The following is a 17,611-nucleotide window of genomic DNA, read 5'->3' on the forward strand; positions in this document are numbered from 1 at the left end:
CCCAAAGAAGCAAAAGGCATTTACATTATTAATGGATTATCTTATATTTTTCTAAAGTCCTAAAATGTTCTTTTTTATAAAAAGAACCAAAAAATATTAATAATATTAGCATACGGGCTGTTAGCCCTCGTTTAGAATTTTTTTTAATCATCTTATATATTGTTGATGATTTATATATTTGGGTTATAATTGAAGTATGATTTTTTGAAATAGTAATTTTAGTTTTGTACTATAAATTTAAAATTATTTTTCTTAATAAAATCATAAGGGTATATATATTCTATATTGTGATTTTTACAGCAGTTTATTAATTTGCCGTCAAAAGTTACTACAATAGAATTATAATGTTTGGCATAAGCTAAAACAAATATATCAGCATAATTCTTTAATTTTTTATTATCTATCAAATTATAAGTATATTCATCTTGATATAAACTTGATAAATTGCTTTCTATTTCTTCAGTATAACTGCATACAAAAAAATCTTTATTTCTTTTAATATATTTTTCTACATTGTCATCTATTTGTATTATTTCTTCATATACTTGAATAGGTATATAACATTTTTTATCTTTTGCGATGTCTATTAATTTATCCCAAAAATCTATAAACATTTCTGGACTATAATGTTTATTCCATAATTCAATAAAAAAGTTAGTATCTAAACAATAAATATATTCCATTTACAATGTCCTATCTATATACTTTTTCAAATTATTTGATTTTACAGATAATAAATCATATACATCTCTCAAAGTTATTTCATTATCATGATATGCTTCTAAAACATAATTAGCAAATTTTTTTGTATTTAATTTATCTATAGTTTTATAATAATCAGCTCCTCCTTTTTTATCATCATTTTTCGTAATTTTTTTATTTGAAAATCTATTAAAAAAATTATGAAAAATATTTTCATCTATATATTTTAAAGATTTTGCTTTTACTATAATAGCTAATTGACTAGATGGGAATTTTTTTGATAATTTTAATATTTTATTTTCTATATTATCCTCTTTATATTCTTCCCAATATTTTATAAATATTTTATCTGGTATTAATAATTCAGATGCTACTTTATTACAATAAACTTCAACTTTATTTTTAGTATCATTTGAATATATATTAGATATTCCTGTTTCTCCAATTAATATATGCACTAGTTCATGTATTAAAGTAAACAATTTAGCATTATCAGAATCAGAAGAATTTATAAATATAAATGGTGCTATTTTATCAGCTATTGCAAAACCTCTAATTTCTTGAACTTCTACTTTATATTTAAAATTACAATTATGAGAATTTGCTATAGATATAAAAATATTTTTATTTTCTAATGATTTTTTTATTTCATTAAAATTGAATTTACTATCTTTATCATAATTTACTTGAACATTTAATTTATTTTCTATAATTTTTATAGTTTCTTTGATAGAAGTATTTTTTATGGATACCATACCAACAAAATCTAGCTCTTTATATCCATTTGAAATTAAATATTCTTTTAACCATTCTTGATGAGATACTAATTTTCTAATTAAAAGAACTGCATTTCTTGAAAGTTTATTAGTTATTTGTCTAAAGTCATTAATTTTTGGTTGTATGTTTTTAGGAACACGAGGCATATATAGAACAGCCAAATTAATTCCATAGATTTTTGCTAAATTTTTAGCTATATTTATTTTAGGAAATTTTTCTCCGTTTTCGAACTGTAATAAGTCATTATTGGTTAATGACTTTAATTTAGTTTTTAAAACTGCTTCTTCAATGGACAAATTAACACATTCTCTAGCCCATTTAAGAATTTCTCCATTTATTTTAACTTCCATAATAACTATATGTTTAATTATCTTACATTATATTGTATCATAATTATTTATATAGTAAAGCATTTTATATATTTTATCTAGTACGGCTTGGTGCAGACTGTTACTGCATTTAGGAAGTTCGCTAAAGGGGCTTGATACTAATAATATTGCCGTTAAGATATATGAGCATGGGTTTTTGAAAGAATAAAATTATTTTCAAAAAGATACAAAATATAGGCATTAATTTAATCTTATACATTCCAAGATATAAAGTAAAAATATTTGCACTTTTTGGTTCTTTGACGAAGTCCGCACCGCGAAGGCGGCGAGAAAAAGAACAATAGAATTTTTATCTTTTTTATTATTTGCAGGGCTTTGCCCTTAACGAAGTACACACCGTGCAGCACCCCACTTCTTTTGCGACCGAAGGAAGTGCCGGAGGCGTGGCACAAAGAAGCAAAAGGACTGCATTTTCATGGAATATAGCTACAAACATATATCATTATTTAATATATATTCATAATCAGTAAAATTAAAACAACATAAATATTTATTAATTTAGTTTTGAAACAAGTCTAATAAACCGCACGTATAAATGCTGTTCAATAAGAATAAGCAATATCGTGCGGAAAGGTGCTGCGGCTCGCAGTGACAAAATATAGTTATTTATGTGTATAATATTTTTACTGTTGCTGAGTGTTATTTTGTGTTGTTTCTATATTATTATCAGCATTTTCTGCATTATTATTTTCAGCTATATTTGATTCTGCATTTTGAGCGGCTGTATTTTCTGTAGTTTCTTCTATAGAGTTTTGTGTATTTTGAATATTTTCATCTGCATCAGTATTATCTTCTGTTGCAACATTTTCAATTTCCTCTTGAACAACTTTCAAATTGTCTATATCTTCTGCTTTAATATTTAAATCCATATTTCTTATTATTCTTCTTGCAGTATCTATATCAACAGCCTCTCCTAAAGCATCAACTAATGTAATTGTAGGGGCTTCATTTCTATACTGTTTCATCTCCAACACATAGCCTTCTGCATCTTTTGCTATTGTTGTTTTATTTCGGCCGTCATTTTCTATATCTATAGTAACACCATTTGCTCTTACTTCATTAATTGTAGTTTTACCGTCTGTTGTAGTTTTTGTAGTGGATGTACTTCCATCTGCCTCTGTGTTTGTAGTTTCTGTATTGCCGTAAACATCTTTTACAACAACTATACTGCTTCCATTTGGTTTTATTGTTGTTGTTACACTGCTAGAATCTGCCGATGCAACTTCTGTTACACTGCTTGAATCTTTATTAAGTGTAGTTGTTTCTTTTGAGCCGTCTTGTCTTATTATTCTTTTTATTGTAGTGCCGTTTGGCATTTTTATTTCGCTTATAGTATCAGTGCCAACAGTATCCGTAATTATAGTTCCATCAACTTTTTTAGTAACTACTGTAAAAGAGCCATCTTCATTATATGTTTTTGTTATAATGCTTCCGTCATCAGCTTTTACATTATAAGAGAAAGTACCAACTCCAGCTCCTTGAGAATTTCTCTCTTCAACTCTTCCATCTGGATAAACTATTTTTAAATTGCTCATTCCATTTGTATCAACCGTAGTAGTGCCTATGCTTCCATCAACATAATTAGCAACAACTGTGTAGCTTCCGTCTGGATTTTCTGTTTTTACTATTAAAGCTCCATCGACTCTTCTTGTCTCTGTAGTAATATTTCCTAAATTATCCTCTGTTCTTTTTACTTCTGTACCGTCTAAACTTCTGCTGTAGAAAAATGCTCCATTATCATCTTTGTAATTTGTGGTAATAGAACCGTCTGACCTTTCCACTACAAATGCTTTATTATTTTCTAAAGTTTTTCTATTTATAAAAGAACCGTCAGAATATAGAGTATATTCATATATATTGCCTGATGATGTTTTAGTATTAATAGATTTTGAATTATCTATCATATAAGTTTCTACTCTTTTATCTCCATTTTTAGACACTATCTCTATTTCTCTTTTTCCATAAGGGTATATAGTGTAAGATACTTCATAATTATTAGAATATATTTTTGTTTTTTCTATCTTTCCATTCTCATAAACTATTCTCACCCCATTAGGATATATTGTCTCTCTTTCATAATCAAAATTTGGAAACATATTTTCTGTAGTAATGCTTCCGTCATTATTTGTTGTTACTCTGTAATTGTTTGTAAAAGGCATAAACTTTATAGATGTATCATTGCTTCTTATGAGAGATATTACTCTCTCTAAAGATTCTTTTTGATAATAATCACTTCCTACATTAGTTAAAAATATTTCGTAAGATATTGCTGCATTAGTGATATCACCCAAAGTTAAATAAGTATGCCCCATATTGAGATAAGCACTATAATATAGTCCCCAAGTATTATATAAATCAACAGAAGCAACATTAGTTTTTATTGAAACACTATTGCCGTTAGTATCTGTTATATTTGTCATTACCATTATATTTGTTACTATATAAGGATTTTCCTCTGTTATCACATAACTAGAACCCGCAGCAGTTGAATTAGTGGCAAGAATATGGGAATTAGAGTTTGTAGCATTTTCATTTGTATTATCTAAATTTGGAGGCAAGCTAGTTTCTGACACTGTTGGGTCTACCACTTCTAACATGAAATTAGTATTAACTTCAAAAATTACAGTTGTGTTTGTATACTCATATTCATTTGTAAATGTATTAGTTACAACAATATTTGTAAATAATGGAAGTTTTGTAAATGTATTGTTTATAAGATTTTTTATGTTTTCATTTGATTGATTTAAATTATTTATAGCATTGGATATGTTTTCTGTTGTGTTAGTAAAATTATCTGCATTATTTGTAGAGATGTTATTAGATGCTATATTATTAGATAATGTAGTATTAGTTATAATATTATTTGTGACTAATAAAGCAGTATTTGAGATAATGTCGTTTGATAATGATAGGTTAGTGATATTATCTGTATTATTATTATCAAAAATAAATATTGTATTAGTTACAACATTTTGTGATACTGTGTAATTGGTTAATACTTCATAATTTAATTTTGCATTATATGGAGAGTAAAGTCTCTCTATTGCTCTGTTATACCAAATTAAAGCTTCATCATAATTTTTTAATTGATAATAAGAATTAGCTATATTATTACAAAAAGAATAAGAATCATTAATATCAAAAGCTAATTTATAATAATTAATAGCATTTTCGTATTGTTTATCTTGGAAATAGCAGGCTCCTATATAATAATAAAGCATATCATTAGTTGATAAGGGTCTTCTTTTAATATAAAGTAAGAAAGCTTCTCTTGCAAAATTATATTTTTTTTGAAAGAAAAGTTTTTCTGCGTTATAGAATTCTCTGTCTATGTTTCTTTCATCATTTGGAGCAGCATTTTGAGAGAATATATTCACACAAGTAAAAATCAATACTAAAAAAGCTATAGCTATTTTTTTCATAATAATATAATCCTTTTTTTACTACTTTTTTAAGGACAATAATATTTAAAACTATTAGTTTTTGATATAGTCAAAATAATGATTAAATAGTGAATAAATTATATATTCACTGTATCCTCTAATATTCTTATTTTTATCAAGTACATCATTTAAAAAATCAAAAGTATGTTCATCTGGTTTTTCTAAATAGTATAATTTTTCTTTAGATATAGCATTTTCTTTTTTTAGAGTTCTTATTAAAGAAAGCTCCTTTTTTTTGTTTCTATTATCTTCTCTGCTTGCATAATATGAAAGCAGCCTTTTACTTAGATTTTCAAATACGATTTTATTATATATAACAGCCCTCCTCACGTCCATATCAATACTTCCATCAAAATTATTCAATTCACTATCGAATAAACTAATAGATATAGCAGAACGAATATCGGCAAACACAGCCTTCTCTTCTTTTATCATAAATTTTTTATTAGACATAAAACAGTACTCTTTAATTAATATATTTTTCTTAATTATCGACAAGAGTAAAATTTAGATTAAGAAATATTTATATAATATTAATTTTATCAATATATTATTCTACTATATTTTTTTATATTATAGATTTAAAGTATATAATGGACTATAATTTTAAATTATATAAATTTAAGGAGAATACTATGAATAAAAAAATATTATATATTTTGTTTATGTTTTTATTATTAAGTTGTACAAACACGCCTACAGATTCTACTACTAACAATAACAACAATAATAAAATAGTAAAAGTATCTGATTTTATTTATGTATTAAAAGATTCAGGTGGCAAAATGTTGGGTATAGGCTATAATCTATCAAATCAAGAAAATAAAAAAGTAACTTTTTCTTTTAAAGATATTACAGAAACTGATATTATTAATAAGGAGTTTTCTATAGAAGGAGAAACACTATCGCCAGTATCTGGAGAATATAGAATAAAAACCGAACCTCAAAATGTAGGAGATAGTAGTTTATGGGGAGCAGATTATCAAATAGCAGATCAAATAGGCTATACTTATGATTATAAGGAATTATGTGATATAACAGTCAATAATGGCAGACCTTATATTGTTGGAACCCCCACTATTGTTAATGGAGGAGATACTTTAGAATTAAGATATGCATTTAAATTGAAAGAAGGTTATGTTTTTGATAAAGCAATAGAATATCTTGGAGATACTCAAAATGGCGGCATTATATTAAGATTAAAGATGCCTGCAGCTAAAGGTGAAATTAAACAAACTTGGGTAGATAAATAAATAACAATTATTCAATCAAATATTTTTATGTTGTTTATAGTAGCAAAGGAGAAACTGTATAAAATAATTATAGCGGTTTCTCCTTTTATTTGTATTATTTTAATAAGTATCAGAGTGATAAATATTAATGTTTGCTATATTAGCAGGGAGTCTTGTTTGATTTATTGTTATTTTTATTTTGCTAGCGTCAGTAATTTTATTAAATTTTATAATGCGTTTATATCCTATTGTTCCTGTTTCTTCTGAAATTGAGTCAAGAGTTACATCTTTCCATGTGTTAGCACTAAAATATTGTATAGTGAATTTTTCAACTCTCTGACCTTTACTAATATCTTCTTGAATAACTAAAATATTAAAAGGAGAATTAGAAGTTTGTAATTCATACTCTTTTGATTGCCCATTATCAGCACCAATCCATGAAGTATCTTGATCTTTAAGCAATCCAGTAGCAAAAGTCTTGTCTAAATATTGTTTAAATTCTTTTATACGAGCTACATCTTCTGTTGGTATTATACCATCTTTATTTACAGGGAAATTTAAAAGCAAGTTAGCATTTCTTCCTACTGATTTATAATAAATATTCATTAATGTCTGCATGTCTTTTAATGTCTGATCTGCATGCCAAAACCACTGATCTCCTTTTGATCCGCCATTTCTTATGGATATATCTACTTCGGCAGGGAACCAAAATACTTCAGGTACTTTTCTTAATACATCTCTACTTCCTAAATCTTTTCCTTCAGCAGTAAGACCATATCTTTCATTATATCCTTTATCTCCATAAGCATCTGGTTTAAATCCCACAGGACTCCATTCTGAAGCTCTTGCATATCCGCCTTCATTTCCTGCCCAACGTGCATCTAATCCTAAATTAGCAGTAATACAATTTGGCTGAAGTTCATTAATTAAATCCATCCATCTTTTGAAATCATATTCTTGACTTGCACCTTCACCTTTAGCACCATCAAACCACATTTCATCTACTGGACCATATTTAGTAAGAAGTTCTGTAAGCTGCTGACAAAAGAAATCATTATAAGCCTGACCTTTACCATAAGATTCAGCATTCATATCCCAAGGTGAAAGATAAAATCCAACTTTCATACCTTGTGCACGGCAAGCTTCTGCAAACTCTTTGGCTATGTCATTTTTATATGGAGAATACTCTACAGAATGTTTAGTAGTTTTAGTATGCCATAAACAAAAACCATCATGATGTTTTACTGTAAGTATAATCAATTTAAATCCTGCATTTTTTAATGTTGTCACCCATTGATTAACATCTACTTTTGTTGGAGTAAACCAAGAAGGCTTTTCAGTTCCGCTCCCCCAACCTCTATCAGTAAATGTATTCATACCATAGTGAATAAAAGCAGTAAGTTCCATTTTTTGCCAATCAAGCTGTTTTTTACTTGGTGAAAGTTTTGCCGCCAATTTAACTTTTTCTTCTACTGAAGCATCTGTTGGAAATACTACAGATGGAGGAGGATATCCATAATCAATATCATGTCCGCCCGGTTTAGCAGGATTAGTACCCGGTTTAGCAGGATTAGTACAAGAAAAAGAAAATAATGTTAATATTAACCATAAAATCTTAAAAAAATTCATAATAAAACTCCAAGTTTATTTACTATCTGATTTAAATATATAAAAATTTGATTTTTTATCAAGAAGTTTGTTAATTTTTTATTATTGTATTTATAGTAATTTATTATTTCTAAATAATTTTCTATATTAGTATGTTATTATGAATATTATTTTGAATTACATATAAAAAGAGAATGATTTAATATAATAAAAAACCCGCATCCATTAAAGAAAGCGGGCATAAATATCAATTAAATAATTTAATATTATTTATTTTTTATAGGGTCATTAGGATTAACAACATTATCTTTAGGTAATTTTTTAGCCCATTGACCAGTAATGAATAATTCTATAACAGCTAATATAATCATTACAACAGCAATACAAGCTAATACATAACCGTCGAAAGTAGCTTTTTTGAAGTTTGTATATACAACTAAACATAAAGCAGAAAGTGTAACTGCAAACATAAATATTAGAGGTATAACATTTTCCCAAGAAGTTCTTTTTTGACGATTTTTTATCCAAGCAGCAACAGCAAGTAATGATAAACCAGCTAATAATTGGTTAGCACTACCGAATATAGGCCATATTCTAGTGTAGCCATAAAGAGTAAAACATAAAGATATAGCTACTGTAATAGCAGTTGCTACATATGGATTAGTAAGTATAGTTTTATGTACTTTACCGTCAGCAGCAGTATATTCGCCTAATTCCTGTATCAAATATCTTCCAATACGAGTAGCACTGTCTAAAGAAGTAAGTGCAAAAGAAGCAAAAGCCAAAGTAACAAAAGTTTGACCTATGCCAAGAGGTACGCCAAAAGAAGTCATGAAAGTAGCAACACCTAAAGCAAATCTAGCAGCAGGAGTACCAGTACTTTCTATAGCAGCAACACTCATTAAAGCAACTATAGCAACTACACCTTCTATAAGCATAGCACCATAACCTACTAATTTAGCATCTTTTTCACTGTTAAGCTGTTTAGAGCTAGTACCAGAACTTACAAGTGAATGGAAACCAGATATAGCACCGCAAGCTACTGTAATAAATAGAATAGGGAATAAGTAGTTACCTTTGCTAGGAGTAAAACTTGTAAATACAGGAGCAGTTAAAGCAGGACGCATTAAAACTAAACCTAATACACCGCCTATAATCATAGCATAAAGCAAGAAAGAAGATAAATAATCTCTAGGCTGTAATAGTATCCAAACAGGCATTAAAGAAGCCAATATGATGTATATAGTTAATATAACTTGCCAAGGAGTTTTTTCTAAAGCAAGAAATGGTAATCTATCAGAAAGAAATATAATAGCAGCTAATAATACAACACCTATTATTGTAGAAAGAGCAACATTAACTCCTCTTCTGTATACTAAGAAACCAAATAATAAAGCCAAAGCAATAAATAACATACTAGCAGTACCGGCAGCAGCAGATTCTCTGTAAGTGTCAACATTTACAGCAAATGTGCTAGCAGTAATGTCTAAGAATGCAGCCACTACCAAACAAATAGTAATGAATGCATAAAGAGTAAACATTATTTTACCTTTTTGACCAACATTATGTCTGATAACTTCACCGATAGATTTACCTTCATGTCTTAGAGAAGCAATTAAAGAACCATAGTCATGCACTCCTCCAAAGAATATACATCCAAAAATAATCCATAAATATACAGGAAGCCAACCAAACATAGTAGCAATAATTGGACCTGTAATAGGACCAGCACCTGCTATAGACGAGAAATGGTGACCTAATAATACTTTAGCATCAGTAGGTACATAGTCTCTGCCATCTTTTAAAGTATGTGCAGGTGTTTGTCTTGAAGGATCAACACCCCATTTTTTAGCTAAATATGAACCATAGGTTACATAAGCTACAAAAAAGGCTATTATCCCAATGATTAATAATAGAAAAGCATTCATAATATCTCCTTAATTAATTTTTTATATTAAAAATTTGAAAGAAAGTTTTTTAATTCCTTTTTTCTCATTTTTGGCAAATATATATTTTTATCTTTTATTGATACTATAGCATATTCTGTTTCTGACCAGCCATGAAATGATAATTTATAACTTACTCTATAAAAGAATTTTTTTACTATTTTTTCCCATTCCTTTTCTAAAGAAATATCTGTTATAATGATTCCTGTGATTATACTCCTTTTATGAAATTTATTAGGATTTGAAAGAATTGGGGTTAATCTAACTAACATATCTTGAAATTCTTCTATATTCTCTAATGTGCAGTTCTTTATAAAACGAACAAGCATATGTTCAAATACAGAATATCCTTCATAAACTGTAGAGGTTGTAATAAAGGATTTGAAAAAATCATTTCTATGAAAAGCGTAGAGATCAAAATATTCATTTTCTTTATTGATTTGATATTCTAAGTCAAAATGCCTCATTAATTTTTCTGACAAAGAAAATATATATTTTTTTACCTCTTCATTATCAATATTTAATCTAGCCATATATAAACACTCTCATTGTTAGATAGTATATACATAATAAAGGCTTTGTCAAGTTATTGTATAAAGTAATGAAATTTTTTTCTAAAAAAAATTATTATTTATTAGAAAATATTATTATTTGTTAGAAAATATAATAAAAATCATCTTTTGGAATTTTATTTCCTATAAGATTTTTATCAAAATTGTATATAAAATTATAATAATCATTTAATTTTAATTTCATATTATTATCATTATAAAAAGTTATGCCAATTCTATCTATACCATAAACAACAGCTTTAGCATTAATCAATATGGAAGTTTGTTTAATTAAAGGTTCTATTTTATCTTTGTTATTTAAAATATATTCAGTAGATTTTTTATATTCATCTAATATTTCTTTTAATAAAGCATTATTATTTTCTATAAAACTTTTTTTAGCAATAAGCACAGCAACAGGATATGGCGGAGTATATTTTGAAATATCAACTACTATATTTATATCTTTATTCTCTAATAATGCAGAAGACAAAAAAGGCTCTGGAAGTATAGCAATATCAACGTTTTTAGATGCTAATGCTTTAGATAAATCTAAATTGCCTAAAGAATAATTTATACTTGCTCCTTTTATATTTTGAGTTTTTATTAAATATTGAAGCATTAAATCTGGAGTAGATAATTTTAATCCGCAGTAAATAGTTTTATTTTTTAAATCATCTATGCTTTTTATATTTTTATCGCTAGAAACTATAAACATTTTTGTTTCTGATACAACAGCTACTATCTTATAATCTAAGCCTCTATTGTATATTATAGAAGCCATATTCGCAGGAACAGCAGCAATATCTGCTTCGCCTTTTATTATAGAAGCTAATATATTGTTAGGAGAGTTTATAATATTAATATTTATTTTTTTATAATCATTAATCATCTTTACAGCACCTATTGCACTAGGGCCGTTTAACAAACACATCTCAAAAGCATACAAATTAAAAGAGATTAAAAAAATTATAAATATTTTTTTCATAACATTCCTATAAATATAAATTGTTTTCTTTTATATAGTTATAAACTTTATCTTTCAAAAAATACCTAAAAGCACTATTATTTTTTATTCTTTCTCTAATTAAGCTCGATGATATATCTATCCTCGGTGCTAGAATAGTTTTTATATTATATTTTTCAATATTGCTGCTAATTAAGTTTTTATTATCATCTCTATTAAGAACTACAATATTAGATAAATTAGATATTTTCTCTGGCTCTCTCCATTTATCAAAATCTTTCACCAAGTCAGCACCTATTATAAGAATTGGTTTATCTTCAAAGCTGTAATTATTATAAATATATTCTAAAGTCTTTATTGTATAAGACACACAATCATTTTTTATTTCATAATCATCTAATATAAAGTTTTTATTATCTTCTATAGACAATTTTAGCATATTAATTCTGTCATCATCAGAAACTTTGCCGCTTATGTTTTTATGCGGAGGTATTTTACTTGGAATAAATAATATTTTATCGCATTTAAGTTCATGTAGTATAGTATCAGCCAATATTAAATGCCCCAAATGAGGAGGGTCAAAACTTCCGCCTAGTATTGCAATTTTCATAGAAACTACCAAATAGTATTATAGTTTAATTGTTAAATAATAATTTGCAAGCACATTTTTTATTTATATACCTAAACAGTTATATTTTGTAAGTTTATTTTATTCAACTTTTTCCTGCCGCAAAAGTTTTTACCCTCCGGGTACGCTTCGCGAAAAGTACAAATATTTAGCTTTATATTAATGGAATATGTTAAATTTAGTTTAAAAATTCAGTTGTTTTTATTTCTTTATACCAATAAAAAACTATGGTGATTAATCCCTCAAACAAAAAAATTACTATATATAAAAAACTTCTTTTCCAAAACCTTCATAAAAATTGCCGTTATTATAAACTATATTTCCTCTCACTATAGTAGTTATAACTTTAGCCCCTCTTTTAAAACCTACATAAGGCGACCAAGAAGCTTTTGTAATTATATCTTTCTCTTCTATAATGGATTCATCATTCAAATCTGCTATTACAAAATCAGCATCAAATCCTTCTTTTATCAAGCCTTTATTTTTTATGCCAAATATTTTAGCAGCATTTTCGCTCATTATTTTTGTCAGCAGTTTTATGTCTATAGTGCCGTCTTTAACTTTTTTAAACATTAACTCCAATGAATGCTCTATAGAAGGTATGCCAAAGGTGAGTTTTTCTAATTTCTCTCTTAATAAATGCGGTGCATGGTCTGTTCCTATTGTGTCTATTGTACCATCTAATATAGCGTTCCATAATGCATTATTGTCTGATTTTTCTCTAAGCTCTGGTTTCATTCTAATAAGCATTTTATTTTTTTCATTTTTATTAACATCTTCTGTATTCAAAAATAAATGATGTGGTGTAGCTTCACCATAAATTATCATACCTGAATCTTTTGCTTTTTTAAGAGAATTAATTTCACTTTCTAATGATAAATGACATAAATATAATGGGGTATTTGTTTGTTTTGCTATTTCTATTGCTTTATCAACTTTTTTTTCTTCTGCATGTACCGTAACAATTTTTGAAGCTTCAAATAATTTATATAAGATTTTATCATCTTCAACAAGCATATTTCCAGTAGAGGCATTAAAGAAAATTTTTGTAGAGGCTGCCTTGTTTATAATTTGTTTTATGTCTTCAGTATTATCTGCCTTGCTTCCTCCAAAATGAAAACCATAATCAACATAAGACTTATTAAGCATCATATTCTTTTTTTCTTCTAAACTTTCTTTTGTTATAGTGTTTGGAATAGTGTTTGGCATATCTAAAAATGTTGTAACGCCTCCTCTTGCTGCAGCTTTACTTCCAGAAGTAAAATCTTCTTTATGTGTAAGCCCCGGGTCTCTCATATGAGCATGGGGGTCTATTATTCCGCATAAAACATAATTATAATTAGCATCTACTATATTACTGTCTTTATAGATTTTAAAATTATTATCAAAGTCTATTTTCTTTATCTTTTCATTTTCTATAATTATAGATACTATACTATTGTCTATTTTTGCATTTTTTATTATCATTTTGTTATCTCTTTATTACAATAATAACAAAAATCTCCATAATTTCTTCTAGCAACTTTATTTTTAGTTTCTTCAAAATAGGTAACACATTTTTTGTTTTGGCAAACAACTTCTTTATTTTCTATTAATTCATAATCTTTTTCTTTTCTCTTAGCATTGCTTTTTATTATATCAGTAGCTAAAGATAACATAGCCATTCTTATAGGAACGCCGTTTTTAGCCTGTATAAAATATTTAGCATATTTAGTATCATCTAAATCAATACTAATTTCATCAACCCTAGGAAGCGGATGCATTATAATCATATCTTCTTTACATTTTCCTACTATTGTAGATTTTGAAATATTAAATGCATGTTTTACTTTTTCGTAATTTTCTATATTTTCAAAACGTTCTTTTTGTATTCTTGTCATATACAAACAATCAATTTCCTTTAGTATTTCTTCGTAGTTACTACCTTTATGATATTTTATACCTGCATTGTCTAATTCTTTTAATATGTAATCAGGAATCTGAATAATATCTGGAGAGATATAATAAAACTCTCCATTAAACATTTTTAATGCTTTTGAAAGAGAGTGAACAGTTCTCCCATATTTAGTATCTCCAACAAATGCTATTTTTTTATTTTCAATACTGCCTAATTCATCTTTTAAAGTATATAAATCAAGCAATGTTTGACTAGGGTGTTCGTTAGAGCCATCACCAGCATTAATTACAGGGCAATCAGTAACTTCTTCAGCGAACTTGGCCGCACCGTCTATAGGGTGTCGCATAACTATTACATCAGAATATGCTGAAACCATTATTACAGTATCTCTTAAAGATTCTCCTTTTTTTATTGAAGAAACATCAGGATTATCAAATCCTATAACATCTAAACCCATTTTATATGCTGCCGAATTAAAAGAAAGTCTAGTTCTTGTTGAAGGTTCAAAGAAAAGACTTGTCATTATCATTCCATCCATCATTTTCCTTCTTTCCATATTTGGAGTATTATCCAAGTTTTTAGCAACATCTAATACTTCTAAAATCTCTTCTTTTGACATTTCTTTAATACCTATAAAATTTTTCATTTTCACACCCCTTGATAATTATTTATTTTATAGCATAAAAAAAAGGGAATAAAATCACTAATAGTAATTTTATTCCCTTTTAAAAATTCTGAATTTGTTAATTTAAACAAACATAGAAAATGCGACAATAAGTAGAATATGTTTTTTATTATACCATTCATAATATTTCCTACACTGTACAAATTGAACTCATTTTATATTAAAATAAAAAAAAATCAATACAAAATTTATCTTTTATGTTTAGGAGTGTGAGATATTGGACATTTTTTAGTATGAAAAAAGCAGGTATTCCTTATAATTTAATTAATTAAAATAAAACAAAAGGAATACCTATGAAAGAATTGTCATGGAGCCATAGATATTGTACTTTTACTTGCTATAATATTTTTGATTCTTTCTTTGATTGTAATATACAATAAAGAAGAAATCAATCTTTGATTGTTATAAAAATGTGTATATTCTTTTAATTTTTCTCTCAATAATTCTACTGTGATATTTTTATTTAATCGTGAATAAAATTCTCTTTCGTCTATGCCGTGTACTCTTTCTACTACGCCATTGTATCTTGGTGTTGCTATAGGAATATATCTCCTCTCTAATTTATTTTTTAAGCAGTATTCATCAAAAATATTTATTTTAGGAGTATTAATACAGCGATAAGTATATTCTATACCATTGTCCGTTTGTATAGCCTGTATCTTAAAAGGTGAAGTTTTTAATACATATTTTAAGAAAGATAAAGCACTATAAGGTGTTTTATCCTCATAGATTTGCCTCCAACTATAACGTGTAGCTAAATCTACAGCAGTGAATTGATAAACTGTTTTTCTGCCTAATTTGATATATTTAGTGTCTATTTGAACTATTTTGCCCTCTTTTTGTATTTTAGAGACAAATTTACGCTTATCATATCGCTTCTTTTTCTTTTTTGTTTTATATCTCCAAAGATTATTTCTTTTTAGTACATTCTCTATAGCTGTAACACCTATCTTAATGCCTTCACGATTTAAATATGCTTTAATATAATGCTTACCTCGATATTCTTTAGTATAGAGTTTAATAATTAAATTAATAGCTTTTTGGTTATTAAAGATATTTGGGGAAGTTTTTGGTCTAGTGCTAAAATTGGCGACAGTTCCAGTGTCTTTATATTTTTTAAGCCAAGCATAAAAAGTAGATTTGGGTATTTCTTCTATCTTTAAAAATCTTTTAATATTTTTAGTTTCTAATGCTTCATCCACTATAAATAATTTAAATTCTGTGCTATAATCTTTTTTCATAGTAGTATCCTTTATTTATTTTCTATATCAAAATATTATAACAAGGATACTGCTTTTTTTATACTAAAAAATGTCCAATATCTCATACTCCTAAACACACTTTATATATACAATAACTTGACTAATAATTATTTTTTTATATAATATATCCAAATTAATTATTAAAGGAGTTTTTTAGATGAAAGTAATAGTAATAGGCTGTAACCATGCCGGTACATGGGCAGCAAAAACTTTAAAAGCTACAGATCCTAATTGTAAAGTAGTAACTTACGATAGAAATGATAATATATCTTTCTTAGCTTGCGGTATCGCACTTTGGGTTGGCGGCGTAGTAAAAGATCCTAAAGGTTTATTCTATGCTACTCCTGAAAGTTTAAAAAGCGAAGGAATAGAAGTTTATATGGGGCATGAAGTAGTAAAAATAGATTGGGCTAACAAAAAAATGACTGTTAAAGAATTAAAAACTGGTAAAGAGTTTGATGATAATTATGACAAACTTATTCTTGCTACTGGTTCTTGGCCTGTAACTCCTCCTATTGAAGGTTTAAAACAAGAAGGCACTACTTATGGTCTTAAAAAAGGTATTTTCTTCTCTAAACTATATCAGCAAGGTCAAGATATTATTAATGAAATAGCTAAACCAGAAGTAAAAAAAGTGATGGTTGTAGGAGCTGGTTATATAGGGGTTGAGCTTATAGAAGCTTTCAAAAACCATGGTAAAGAAGTTATCTTAATGGAAGCTATGCCTAGAGTTATGGCTAATTATTTTGATAAAGAGATTACTGATGAGGCTGAAAAAAGAATTAAAGATGCTGGTATAGAACTACATTTGGGTGAAACTGTTAAGAAATTTGAAGGTGAGGACAGAGTTAAAAAAGTTGTTACTGACAAAGGTTCTTATGATGTAGATATGGTAGTTATGTCTGTTGGTTTTAGACCTAATAATGAGCTTTATAAAGATTATTTAGAGACTTTGCCTAATGGTGCTATAATTGTAGATACTACTATGAAAACTAGCAAAGACCCTAATGTATTTGCTATTGGAGACTGTGCTACTGTATATTCAAGAGCTTCTGAAAAACAAGAATATATTGCTTTAGCTACTAATGCTGTAAGAATGGGTATAGTTGCTGCTAACAATGCTTTAGGAAGACATGTTGAATACTGCGGAACTCAGGGTTCTAATGCTATTTGCGTATTTGGTTATAATATGGCTTCTACTGGTTGGTCTGAAGAAACCGCTAAGAAAAAAGGCTTAAAAGTAAAATCTAATTTCTTTAGAGATGCTGAAAGACCAGAGTTTATGCCTACTTATGAAGATGTTTTAGTAAAAATTGTATATGAAGAAGGTACTGGACGTATGTTGGGAGCACAAATTGCTTCTAAACATAATCATGCTGAAGCTATACATGCATTCTCACTTGCTATACAAAGAGGTATGACAGTTCAAGAATTTGCTCTTTCTGACTTCTTCTTCCTTCCTCACTACAATAAACCATTATCTTGGATGACTATGGTTGCTTATACTGCTAAATAATTGTTATT

General features: G+C 27.5%; 14 protein-coding genes. 2 read left to right on the plus strand and 12 right to left on the minus strand.

Annotated features, from left to right (window positions below; genetic code table 11):
* Positions 1–218: 218 nt before the first annotated feature.
* The 4 genes from EPJ72_RS07550 to EPJ72_RS07565 form a co-directional block, all read right to left on the minus strand.
* A complete protein-coding gene (locus EPJ72_RS07550; protein ID WP_147731579.1) occupies positions 219–683 on the minus strand; it encodes a DUF4411 family protein in 465 nt (154 codons plus the stop codon).
* Positions 684–1,829 (minus strand): ImmA/IrrE family metallo-endopeptidase, encoded by a 1,146-nt coding sequence (locus tag EPJ72_RS07555; protein WP_147731580.1) that lies wholly within the window; start codon positions 1,827–1,829, stop codon positions 684–686. It lies immediately after the preceding gene.
* A 662-nt stretch (positions 1,830–2,491) separates the two neighbouring features.
* The gene (locus EPJ72_RS07560; RefSeq protein ID WP_147731581.1) at positions 2,492–5,290 is read right to left on the minus strand and encodes a tetratricopeptide repeat protein; all 2,799 of its coding nucleotides are present in this window, start codon (positions 5,288–5,290) and stop codon (positions 2,492–2,494) included.
* A 54-nt stretch (positions 5,291–5,344) separates the two neighbouring features.
* Complete coding sequence (locus EPJ72_RS07565) at positions 5,345–5,764, minus strand: hypothetical protein (protein WP_147731582.1); 420 nt, start codon at positions 5,762–5,764, stop codon at positions 5,345–5,347.
* A 182-nt stretch (positions 5,765–5,946) separates the two neighbouring features.
* On the opposite strand from EPJ72_RS07565, the gene EPJ72_RS07570 reads away from it, so the two are divergent.
* The gene (locus tag EPJ72_RS07570; protein WP_147731583.1) at positions 5,947–6,564 is read left to right on the plus strand and encodes a hypothetical protein; all 618 of its coding nucleotides are present in this window, start codon (positions 5,947–5,949) and stop codon (positions 6,562–6,564) included.
* Positions 6,565–6,663: 99 nt separating this feature from the next.
* On the opposite strand, the gene EPJ72_RS07575 is transcribed toward EPJ72_RS07570, so the two are convergent.
* The 8 genes from EPJ72_RS07575 to EPJ72_RS07610 form a co-directional block, all read right to left on the minus strand.
* Entirely contained in the window at positions 6,664–8,172 is a 1,509-nt protein-coding gene (locus EPJ72_RS07575) for an alpha-L-fucosidase (RefSeq protein WP_147731584.1), read from the minus strand.
* 245 nt (positions 8,173–8,417) lie between these two features.
* Positions 8,418–10,079 (minus strand): carbon starvation CstA family protein, encoded by a 1,662-nt coding sequence (locus tag EPJ72_RS07580; RefSeq protein WP_147731585.1) that lies wholly within the window; start codon positions 10,077–10,079, stop codon positions 8,418–8,420.
* Positions 10,080–10,105: 26 nt separating this feature from the next.
* Positions 10,106–10,630 (minus strand): hypothetical protein, encoded by a 525-nt coding sequence (locus tag EPJ72_RS07585; protein WP_147731586.1) that lies wholly within the window; start codon positions 10,628–10,630, stop codon positions 10,106–10,108.
* Between the two features lie 121 nt (positions 10,631–10,751).
* Positions 10,752–11,636, minus strand: a complete 885-nt coding sequence (locus tag EPJ72_RS07590) for an ABC transporter substrate-binding protein (RefSeq protein ID WP_147731587.1) — start codon at positions 11,634–11,636, stop codon at positions 10,752–10,754.
* 7 nt (positions 11,637–11,643) lie between these two features.
* Positions 11,644–12,225 carry a nicotinate (nicotinamide) nucleotide adenylyltransferase gene (gene nadD, locus EPJ72_RS07595; RefSeq protein ID WP_147731588.1) on the minus strand — a complete coding sequence of 194 codons (582 nt, stop codon included), beginning with the start codon at positions 12,223–12,225 and terminating at the stop codon, positions 11,644–11,646.
* A gap of 276 nt (positions 12,226–12,501) precedes the next feature.
* Complete coding sequence (locus tag EPJ72_RS07600; RefSeq protein ID WP_147731589.1) at positions 12,502–13,710, minus strand: dihydroorotase; 1,209 nt, start codon at positions 13,708–13,710, stop codon at positions 12,502–12,504.
* Positions 13,707–14,786 (minus strand): aspartate carbamoyltransferase, encoded by a 1,080-nt coding sequence (gene pyrB, locus EPJ72_RS07605; RefSeq protein ID WP_147731590.1) that lies wholly within the window; start codon positions 14,784–14,786, stop codon positions 13,707–13,709. Before pyrB ends, EPJ72_RS07600 begins: the two co-directional genes overlap by 4 nt.
* A gap of 344 nt (positions 14,787–15,130) precedes the next feature.
* Positions 15,131–16,066 (minus strand): DDE-type integrase/transposase/recombinase, encoded by a 936-nt coding sequence (locus tag EPJ72_RS07610; RefSeq protein ID WP_147731591.1) that lies wholly within the window; start codon positions 16,064–16,066, stop codon positions 15,131–15,133.
* A 178-nt stretch (positions 16,067–16,244) separates the two neighbouring features.
* Between EPJ72_RS07610 and EPJ72_RS07615 the strand changes: the two genes are divergently transcribed.
* On the plus strand, positions 16,245–17,603 hold the full coding sequence (locus EPJ72_RS07615) for an FAD-dependent oxidoreductase (RefSeq protein ID WP_147731592.1): 1,359 nt from the start codon (positions 16,245–16,247) through the stop codon (positions 17,601–17,603).
* The last annotated feature ends 8 nt before the right edge of the window (positions 17,604–17,611 follow it).

Source organism: Brachyspira pilosicoli (assembly GCF_008016535.1).
Lineage (GTDB): Bacteria > Spirochaetota > Brachyspiria > Brachyspirales > Brachyspiraceae > Brachyspira > Brachyspira pilosicoli_A.

What these genes read in the sequence shown, in the direction of transcription:
- EPJ72_RS07580 (WP_147731585.1), bottom strand. Translation starts at nt 10,079, where the DNA reads ATGAATGCTTTTCTATTATTAATCATTGGGATAATAGCCTTTTTTGTA.
- EPJ72_RS07590 (WP_147731587.1), bottom strand. Translation starts at nt 11,636, where the DNA reads ATGAAAAAAATATTTATAATTTTTTTAATCTCTTTTAATTTGTATGCT.
- EPJ72_RS07560 (WP_147731581.1), bottom strand. Translation starts at nt 5,290, where the DNA reads ATGAAAAAAATAGCTATAGCTTTTTTAGTATTGATTTTTACTTGTGTG.
- EPJ72_RS07565 (WP_147731582.1), bottom strand. Translation starts at nt 5,764, where the DNA reads ATGTCTAATAAAAAATTTATGATAAAAGAAGAGAAGGCTGTGTTTGCC.
- nadD (WP_147731588.1), bottom strand. Translation starts at nt 12,225, where the DNA reads ATGAAAATTGCAATACTAGGCGGAAGTTTTGACCCTCCTCATTTGGGG.
- EPJ72_RS07550 (WP_147731579.1), bottom strand. Translation starts at nt 683, where the DNA reads ATGGAATATATTTATTGTTTAGATACTAACTTTTTTATTGAATTATGG.
- EPJ72_RS07615 (WP_147731592.1), top strand. Translation starts at nt 16,245, where the DNA reads ATGAAAGTAATAGTAATAGGCTGTAACCATGCCGGTACATGGGCAGCA.
- EPJ72_RS07570 (WP_147731583.1), top strand. Translation starts at nt 5,947, where the DNA reads ATGAATAAAAAAATATTATATATTTTGTTTATGTTTTTATTATTAAGT.
- EPJ72_RS07585 (WP_147731586.1), bottom strand. Translation starts at nt 10,630, where the DNA reads ATGGCTAGATTAAATATTGATAATGAAGAGGTAAAAAAATATATATTT.
- EPJ72_RS07555 (WP_147731580.1), bottom strand. Translation starts at nt 1,829, where the DNA reads ATGGAAGTTAAAATAAATGGAGAAATTCTTAAATGGGCTAGAGAATGT.
- pyrB (WP_147731590.1), bottom strand. Translation starts at nt 14,786, where the DNA reads ATGAAAAATTTTATAGGTATTAAAGAAATGTCAAAAGAAGAGATTTTA.
- EPJ72_RS07600 (WP_147731589.1), bottom strand. Translation starts at nt 13,710, where the DNA reads ATGATAATAAAAAATGCAAAAATAGACAATAGTATAGTATCTATAATT.
- EPJ72_RS07610 (WP_147731591.1), bottom strand. Translation starts at nt 16,066, where the DNA reads ATGAAAAAAGATTATAGCACAGAATTTAAATTATTTATAGTGGATGAA.
- EPJ72_RS07575 (WP_147731584.1), bottom strand. Translation starts at nt 8,172, where the DNA reads ATGAATTTTTTTAAGATTTTATGGTTAATATTAACATTATTTTCTTTT.